1 protein-coding gene is annotated in these 619 nt (G+C 70.0%); it reads right to left on the reverse strand.

Features of this window, described 5'->3' with window-relative positions; genetic code table 11:
* A partial coding sequence (locus tag VTU_RS0121880; RefSeq protein ID WP_010108989.1) for a DUF2145 domain-containing protein occupies positions 1 to 619 on the reverse strand: 619 nt, incomplete at both ends.

Consider the following 619-nt stretch of genomic DNA (forward strand, 5'->3'; position numbering starts at 1 on the left):
ACGCGATGTTCGCCGAGCCAAGGCGCCCGCCCAGGCGCGTGAGCGCGCCGATCTTGAGCACGCTGGGCGCGTAGCCCTTGCGCTGCAACCAGGCCTGCGCTTGCGCACGCGTGTGCACCGCGGCGGGGTCCATCGCCATGGCCAGCGTCTCCAGCGCCCACTGGTTGGACTGCTGGTACTTGACCCCCCACACGTAGCTGACCGTGCTGTAGGGCAGGTGTTGCAGCGCCCGGATGCGCTCGTCGTGCAGCAGCACGGACAGCAGGCGCTGCTGCACCTCGGCCGTGGGAACGGCGTACACGGCCACGTAGCGCCACAGGTCGTCCAGAAAGAACTCACCCAGCCCCTGGCGGTACAGATGGCCCTCGGCCGTGCCGCATTCGTTGAGCTTGTGCGCCACGCGCCAGCTGCCCTCGGGCGTCCTGTAGGCCCAGCCAAAGTGCGAGTAGCGCAGACCGTACTTGCCCAGATCCTGCCCCGCACGGCCGAGCAGTACGACCTGCGCGCCGGACCGGGTGTTCTCGGCGTCCAGCGCGGCGGCGGTCTGCTGGGCCAGCTTCATGCCGCGCTCGATGACCTGCAGCGTGGGCTTGCGCGCCTCGCAGGAACGGCCCGCATG

The organism is Verminephrobacter aporrectodeae subsp. tuberculatae At4 (assembly GCF_000193225.1).
GTDB lineage: Bacteria > Pseudomonadota > Gammaproteobacteria > Burkholderiales > Burkholderiaceae_C > Acidovorax > Acidovorax aporrectodeae.